Genomic DNA, 7,136 nt, shown 5'->3' on the forward strand with positions numbered 1-7,136 from the left:
GGGACTGGTCGGCGTCATCGCCCACGCCACCGTCACGCTGGGCAGCAGCAGCTACGCAAACCGCATCACCGGCTTTCTGGGCGACCCCAACGCCGGCGCCTACTTCATCGTCACCCTCGGCACCCTGGCGATCGGCTTCGCCGCGCGGACTCGGCTGATCGCCCTGCTCGTCACGGTCCCGATCGTCGCCGGCCAGATCCTGGCCTACTCGCGTACCGGTCTCCTGGCGATGGCCTATGCCCTCGGATGGGCCCTCCTCGGTCGCCGCCTCGGGCTCTGGGGTGGCATCGCCATGGTCGGCGGACTCGTGTGGCTCGTCGACAACATTCCCGAGAACCTGGTGGCGTCGTTCGGACCCTTCTCCAACCGCTCCGGCAGCGACGCGCTGCGTGACCGCATCGTCGCCGCCGAGACCCGCGAGCTCGCCGACATCCCGTGGTTCGGCCACGGGCCGGGCACGGCCCGCATCAGCCTGGGGGATCAGGAGTTCTTCTTCCACAACAGCTTCCTCGCCGTGCGCCAGGAAGGCGGCTGGATCGCTCTCGGGCTGGTGCTCTTCCTGCTCGGTTTCTCGTTTCTCGGGCTCTCGACGTGGTCGCGAGTGGGAGACCTGCAGGCCATCGCCGCCCAGGCCGCGCTGATCTCGGTCCCGGTGATGGCGGTGACCCTGGGCGAGGTGCTGCTGGACACGCCGGCCGCGATCGCCATCGCCTTCGCGCTGGGGCGGGCCGCGGAGCTGCGGCTGGCCAACCCGGCGTGGAGACCACCGCCGCCCGGCCTGGGGAGACTTCGTGACTGAGCCGATCTTCCTGGCCGCCAACAACGGTGACGTCGGCGGCGGCGAGCAGATGCTGCTGCGCACCGCCGAGGCGGCCCGCGACCTGGGGCGCGATGTCACCGTCGTCGCGCCGGCCACCCCCGGCGATGTGGTCGACGCCGCCCGGGCAGCGGGGCTCGCAGCGGTGGCCGTCCCCGGTGACTCCCGGCCTGCCTACGCACGCGAGCTGCGGCGATGGGACCGTCAGCGCGACGGGCTGCTCTGGTGCCACGGCCTGGTGCCCGCGCTGGCCACGGCCGGCCGCGGACGCCGCATCGTGCACCTCCACCAGCGTCCGCGCAGCCGAGCGCAGTGGGCCGCCCTCGTGGTCGCCAGCCGCGGTGCACTCCGTCTGCTGGCCCCGTCCGAGACGCTGGCGCGCGACCTCCCCGACGGACAGGCACTCCCCAACTGGACCGACGACCTCGCGCTCATCGCCCGCCCGGCGCCCGTCGACACGCTGCGCGTGGGCTACCTGGGCCGCATCTCCACCGGCAAGGGCCTCGATGTTCTCGCCGACGCCGTACGGACCGTGGACCGCCCCGTCAGCCTCCTGGTCGCAGGGGACGAGCGGTGGGTCCCGGAGGCCGATCTCGAGCCCGTACGCCGATCGCTCGCTGTGCTCGGTGATCGTGCCGTACGCCTGGGGCACACCACCCCGGCCGACCTCTTCGCCCAGGTCGACGTGGCCGTCTTCCCGAGTCGCTGGCCCGAGTCCTTCGGCCTGGTCGTCGCCGAGGCGATGGCGGCGGGCGTGCCCTTCATCATCTCCGATGCCGGCGCGCTGCCCGAGGTCGCCGGTCCGGAGCACCCGTGGGTGGCGCGGGCTGGCGACGCCGACCACCTCGCCGACGTGATCGCCCGACTCGCCGCCACCGACGCGGCAGAGCGAGACCGCGTCACCGAACGCGCTCGGGCCCGTTGGGTCAGTGAGTACTCGCCGGCCGCAGGTCGGGACCGGGTGCGCCGACTGCTGGAGGAGGTGGTGTCATGACCACGCCCATGACCTCACCACGCACGACGCCGACGCCCAGGACCCCGGTCGCCCTCGCGCACGACTACCTCACCCAGCGCGGTGGTGCGGAGCGGGTCGTGCTCACCCTGCTGAAGGCGTTCCCGGGTGCGCCGCTGCACACGACGCTCTACGACCGGCGCAGCACCTATCCCGAGTTCCGCGACGCCAACGTCATCACCCACCCCATCAACCGGATCTCGCAGTTCCGGCGAGACCACCGGCTCGCCCTGCCGGCCCTCGCACGCGTGTCGTCGGGCGTGGCCATCGACGCCGACGTCACCATCGCCTCCAGCAGCGGCTGGGCGCACGGCTTCACGGCGACCGGCCACAAGATCGTCTACTGCCACAACCCGGCACGGTGGCTCTACCAGACCAACGAGTACCTCGGCGGGTCTGCCTGGCGGCACCCGCTCGGGCCGCCGCTGATGGCCATGCGCCCGAGCCTGCGCCGGTGGGACGCCCGGCAGGCCGCAACGGTGGACGTCTATCTCGCCAACAGTCGTGTCGTGCAGCGCCGCATCGCCGAGACCTACGGCCGCACCGCCGAGCTGCTTCCGCCGCCCCACGGCATGGACCCGACCGCGGCCCAGGAGCCGATCGAGGAGCTCGCCGACTTCGATCCGGGCTACGCGCTGGTCGTGTCACGGCTGATGCCCTACAAGAACGTCGACGCTGTGATCGACGCCGTACGCCGCACCGGGCGACCGCTCGTCGTCATCGGCCACGGCCCCGAGGCCGCCCGGCTCAAGACCCGGCTGCCGACGCACGTGCGGCTCCTGTCCGGACTCAGCGACGCCCAGCTGCGCTGGGCCTACGCCCATGCCGGGGTGCTCGTCGCGGCCAGCCACGAGGACTTCGGTCTCACTCCGCTCGAGGCGGCCGCCTTCGGCGTACCCACCGTCGCACTGCGGTCCGGCGGCTACCTCGACACCATCGTGGAGGGTGAGACCGGATTGTTCTTCGAGCACCCTCGAGCGGCCGAGATCGCGGAGGCCATCGCCGCCGCCGACACCCACCCCTGGGACCGCTCACGCATCGTGGCCCGCGCCGACGACTTCGGCGAGCGCCACTTCATCGAGCGGATCAGGCGAATAGCCCACGACGTGAGCCTGCGGGCCTAACATGGTGACCATGCCTCGGGGGCGTGAAGGGAGTTCGATGGCGCAGACCGTGCCACGCACGGAGGCGACGGCATCGAGCTGGATCTCGCGAACGGGCCTGCCGTGGTTCGTCGCGACGGCCGACCTCCTGATGATCGTGGTCGCGGCCGTACTGGCCATCCGTTTCCGGGTCTCCCTGTCGCTGTTCACCTCGGCCAGCGACCTCCTGGAGAACACCACGGCCGCCGCGGGCTTCCTCGTGGTCGCCTGGCTGCTGGTCCTGATCACGTTCGGGGCCTACGACCGCGACCTCTTCGGCGCCGGCACCGAGGAGTTCCGGCTCGTCGTCAACGGCTCCCTGGTCACCGCCGCGCTGGTCGGCGTCTGCGCGTTCCTCCTCAAGTTCCCCCTCTCGCGGGCCTTCTTCGTGCTGTTGTTCGCGTTGGGCGTCCCTCTGCTGCTCGTGGGACGCGTGTTCTGCCGACGGATCGTGCAACGCCTGAGGGTGCGCGGCATGCTCAACCAGCGCGTCATCCTGATCGGGACACCCGGCTACATCAGCGAGATCTATGCCGTCCTGCGCCGCGAGCCCTGGCTCGGCTTCCACGTGATCGGCTGCCTGGTCCCGCCCGACTACGCCGGCATGGTCGAGACCTCCAGCGGGATCCCGGTGCTCGGCCTCACCGACTCCGTGCGTGAAGCCGTGGACACCTTCGATGCCGACATCGTGTTCTTCGCCGGCGGCGCCGTGAGCTCGTCGACCGAGCTGCGCAGGCTCGCCTGGGAGCTCGAGGACCACAGCCGGGTGCAGATCATCGTCGCCCCCAACGTCACGGACGTCTCCAGCGAGCGGGTGCGGATACGCCCCGTGGCCGGCCTGCCGCTGATGCACCTGGGCCGTCCGCGGTCGCAGGCCGCCACCAACAGTGCCAAGCGCATCTTCGACCTGCTCGGCGCGTCGACCGTCCTCGTCCTGGCCGGGCCGACCCTGCTGCTCCTGATGGCCTGGATCCGCTTGAGCGACCCCGGACCGGCCATCTTCCGACAGGAGCGGGTCGGACGGGAGGGCACGGTCTTCTCCTGCCTCAAGCTCCGCTCGATGGTGGTCAATGCCGATGACCTGCAACCGGAAGCCGCCGAGGGGCACGTGCTCTTCAAGGACCAGCGGGACCCCCGAGTCACCCGGCCGGGACGACTGATCCGGCGCTTCTCCCTCGACGAGCTGCCCCAACTGTGGAACGTCATCCGCGGGGACATGAGCCTGGTCGGCCCGCGCCCGCCGCTGCCCCAGGAAGTGGCACGCTACGAGGACGACATGCTGCGTCGACTCAACGTGCTCCCCGGGATGACCGGTCTGTGGCAGGTCTCCGGCCGGTCCGACCTGTCGTGGGAGGACACGGTGCGGCTGGACCTCTACTACGTGGACAACTGGTCGATGGTGCAGGACCTCTCGATCCTGGCCCGGACCGTGACCGCCGTGCTCGGCTCACGCGGTGCCTACTGAGGGCCTACTGAGGCCTGCGGCGGTTCCCTGAGCGACCAGCGGTCACTCGTCCGACTTGCGCCGACCCTTGCCGGCCGTCGAGTAGGCGTCCGCCGAAGCCTTCTCGGCCTGGTAGCCGTACCCGCCGTAGCCGTACCCGCCGCCGTACGCGATGGCGCCCGCGCCCCGCAGCGGAGCCTTGTTGAGGACGACGCCGAGCATGCGGCTGCCGACTTGGTCAAGGATCCGCCGGCAGTGCTCGCTCTGCTCGATGTGGGTCTGGCCGGTCGCCTGCACCAGGAGCGCGCCGTCGCAGAAGGCCGACAACAGCCCCGCGTCGGTCACCGGCAGCAGTGGCGGGGCGTCCAGGAGCACCAGGTAGGTCTGGGATAGCTCCTCGATGAGCTGGCTCATCCGCAGTGAGCCGAGCAGCTCGCTCGGGTTGGGAGGGATGCGGCCCGCGGGCAGCAGGGTGAGGTTCGAGATGCCGGAGTCGACCATCGCCTCGCTGACCTGGAGGTCGCCCGCCAGGACCTGCGTGAGGCCGATCTCGCCGTCGATGTCGAAGGTGCTGGCGATCATCGGCCGCCGGAGGACTGCGTCGATATGCACTACTCGCTCACCGGCAAGCTCCACAAGTCGTGCGAGGTTGGCCGAGACCGTCTACTTGCCATCCCCGGCGAGAGCGCTCGTGATCACGATGCGGCGCGGCGCGTTGTCGACGTCGAGGAAGCGGAGGTTGGTGCGCAGCTGTCGGAACGCCTCGGCGGCCTGGCCGAGGTCGCCGCGGACCCCGCGGTGACTGCGGGCGAGCGAGTCGACCTTGGGGATGATCCCGATCACCGAGGAGCCGGTCGCCGCCTCGACGTCCTTCACCGACCGGATGCGGCGATCGAGCATCCGCCTCGCGATCAGGAGGAGATAGGCGAGCACCAGTCCGGCGCCCGCCCCCGTCATGGCGGCCTTGCGGTAGTCGGGCGTGAAGGGAGCGCCCGGGAGCTGCGCCTGCTCGAGCGGGACCACGTGCACCAGGCTCTCCCGCTTGTCACCCGCGGGGCGCCCGGTGTTCTCGATCTCCTCGGCCTCCTCGGCCACCGCCTCGACCACGGTGTTGGCGAGGTCGCGGGCCTCCTCGGGGGTGGTGCCGATCGCCTGGACCGTCAGCAGGTTGACATCGGTGTCCACCGATGCCGAGAACCTGCCCGCGATCGCCGACGGGTCGATGTCGAGTCCCAGTTTCTCCACGACGCGCTCGGCGACCGGGGTGGTGCCCACGAGGACGACGTACAGGGCTGCCTTGTCCGAGGCGAGCGACTGGTTGCTGATCTCCTCGCCCGCCGAGCTGGAGAAGCCGACCTTGACGATGCCCGAGGAGCCCGCGGAGTAGAGGACCGGCTCCCGCGAGGTCTTCGCGACCATGACCCCGACGCCGAGTGCGGTGATGAGGATCAGGAACCAGGCGTACGCGCGAGTCATCCGGACGAACTCGGCAAACGTCATGCGGCGGAGTCTAGGTGAGGTGCTGGCACCATTGGGGCATGACTGACAGATCCCACGACTCGGTCGCAGCCGCGCCCGCGCCTGCCGTCAGCATCCCGATCGCAGCCCGGGTCCATCTCGCGCACGCGGTGGTTCAGCACCTCGCCGAGCGGGCCGGCGTGGACCTCCTGCACATCAAGGGGCCCGCACTGCTGCCTGACCTGCGGCCACCGTCACGCCGCTCGACCGACGTCGACGTGCTCGTCAGACCGAGCCATCTGCACCGCCTGATCGGCGCCCTCGAGGCGGTCGGCTGGAGCAAGCGCACCGACTTCGCCACCGGCTCGGTGTTCGCGCACGCGGCCAACTGGTGGCACGACGACTGGGGCTGGGTCGACGTGCACCTGCACTGGCCGGGCGTCCGCCTGGAGCCCGAGGTCGCCTACGACCTGTGGTCGGTCGACGCCGGACTCCAGCCGATCGCGCACGTGCCCTGCCCCGTCCCGGGACGCACCGCCCAGCTGCTGGTGCTCGTCCTCCACTCCGCACGCTCCACCGACCGTGCCGACGTGGACTACGCCTGGTCGCGGGCAGACGATGAGCAGCGCAGCGCCACCCGCCAGTTGGCTCGCGCCCTGGACGCGGAGGTCGCTCTGGCGGCCGCGCTCGGCGAGCTGGAGCAGTTCCGGCACGATCCTTCCTATGCCCTGTGGAAGCACCTCTCCGAGGGGGGCGAGTCGCGTGTCGCTGAGTGGAAGGCACGGTTGCGCGCCACCCCCGGCACTCGTGCGCGAGCGCGGCTGGTCGCCCAGTCGGTCCGGGTGAACCGCGACCACCTCGGCCTCGAGCTGGGCCGTCCTCCGACCAGGAACGAGATGCGGCAGCGTCAGCGGCTACGCCTGCAACGGGCGTGGGCAGAGGTCAGGGCCTTGCTGCGGGGTGATCGCGCATGACGGTCTACGCGATCGCCGACGACATCGCCTGGGTGAGCCGCGAGGACCTCGACAGCGGGGACCAGCCCGTGGCGTACGTCGCCTCGCTGCCGCACGGACCCCCGATCGTGCTGGAGGGCCCCGCCTGCCTGGTGTGGCTGCTCCTCGCCGACGGCGGCAGCGTGGAGGACATCGCCCGTGGCGCGGCCGAGCTCGCCGGCCTGACAACGGCCGAGGTGATCGACGACGTCGAGGTCCTCCTCAGCGAACTGGTCGAGGTCGGGGTCGCGCGAACGCTCTGACGCTCAGC

Annotated in this window: 6 protein-coding genes and 2 pseudogenes; 6 read left to right on the plus strand and 2 right to left on the minus strand. The window is 71.0% G+C overall.

What is annotated here, in order from left to right; all coding sequences use genetic code 11:
* The 4 genes and pseudogenes from RMO85_RS13970 to RMO85_RS13985 form a co-directional block, all read left to right on the plus strand.
* Positions 1 to 799 (plus strand): annotated as a pseudogene (locus tag RMO85_RS13970) (hypothetical protein); the annotation flags it as partial.
* Positions 792 to 1,811 (plus strand): glycosyltransferase family 4 protein, encoded by a 1,020-nt coding sequence (locus RMO85_RS13975; RefSeq protein ID WP_310529335.1) that lies wholly within the window; start codon positions 792 to 794, stop codon positions 1,809 to 1,811. The pseudogene RMO85_RS13970 and the gene RMO85_RS13975, both read left to right, overlap by 8 nt.
* The gene (locus RMO85_RS13980) at positions 1,808 to 2,953 is read left to right on the plus strand and encodes a glycosyltransferase (protein WP_310529336.1); all 1,146 of its coding nucleotides are present in this window, start codon (positions 1,808 to 1,810) and stop codon (positions 2,951 to 2,953) included. Before RMO85_RS13975 ends, RMO85_RS13980 begins: the two co-directional genes overlap by 4 nt.
* Positions 2,954 to 2,990: 37 nt before the next feature.
* Positions 2,991 to 4,436 (plus strand): sugar transferase, encoded by a 1,446-nt coding sequence (locus RMO85_RS13985; RefSeq protein WP_310529337.1) that lies wholly within the window; start codon positions 2,991 to 2,993, stop codon positions 4,434 to 4,436.
* Positions 4,437 to 4,478: 42 nt separating this feature from the next.
* Here the strand turns inward: RMO85_RS13985 and RMO85_RS13990 are convergent.
* Positions 4,479 to 5,066: pseudogene (locus RMO85_RS13990) on the minus strand (CpsD/CapB family tyrosine-protein kinase); the annotation flags it as partial.
* Between the two features lie 12 nt (positions 5,067 to 5,078).
* Complete coding sequence (locus tag RMO85_RS13995; protein WP_310529338.1) at positions 5,079 to 5,915, minus strand: hypothetical protein; 837 nt, start codon at positions 5,913 to 5,915, stop codon at positions 5,079 to 5,081.
* Between the two features lie 38 nt (positions 5,916 to 5,953).
* On the opposite strand from RMO85_RS13995, the gene RMO85_RS14000 reads away from it, so the two are divergent.
* Both RMO85_RS14000 and RMO85_RS14005 read left to right on the plus strand, forming a co-directional pair.
* The gene (locus RMO85_RS14000) at positions 5,954 to 6,847 is read left to right on the plus strand and encodes a nucleotidyltransferase family protein (protein ID WP_310529339.1); all 894 of its coding nucleotides are present in this window, start codon (positions 5,954 to 5,956) and stop codon (positions 6,845 to 6,847) included.
* Positions 6,844 to 7,128 (plus strand): PqqD family peptide modification chaperone, encoded by a 285-nt coding sequence (locus tag RMO85_RS14005; RefSeq protein WP_310529340.1) that lies wholly within the window; start codon positions 6,844 to 6,846, stop codon positions 7,126 to 7,128. Before RMO85_RS14000 ends, RMO85_RS14005 begins: the two co-directional genes overlap by 4 nt.
* The last annotated feature ends 8 nt before the right edge of the window (positions 7,129 to 7,136 follow it).

Origin of the sequence: Nocardioides sp. (assembly GCF_031422975.1) — a bacterium.
Lineage (GTDB): Bacteria > Actinomycetota > Actinomycetes > Propionibacteriales > Nocardioidaceae > Nocardioides.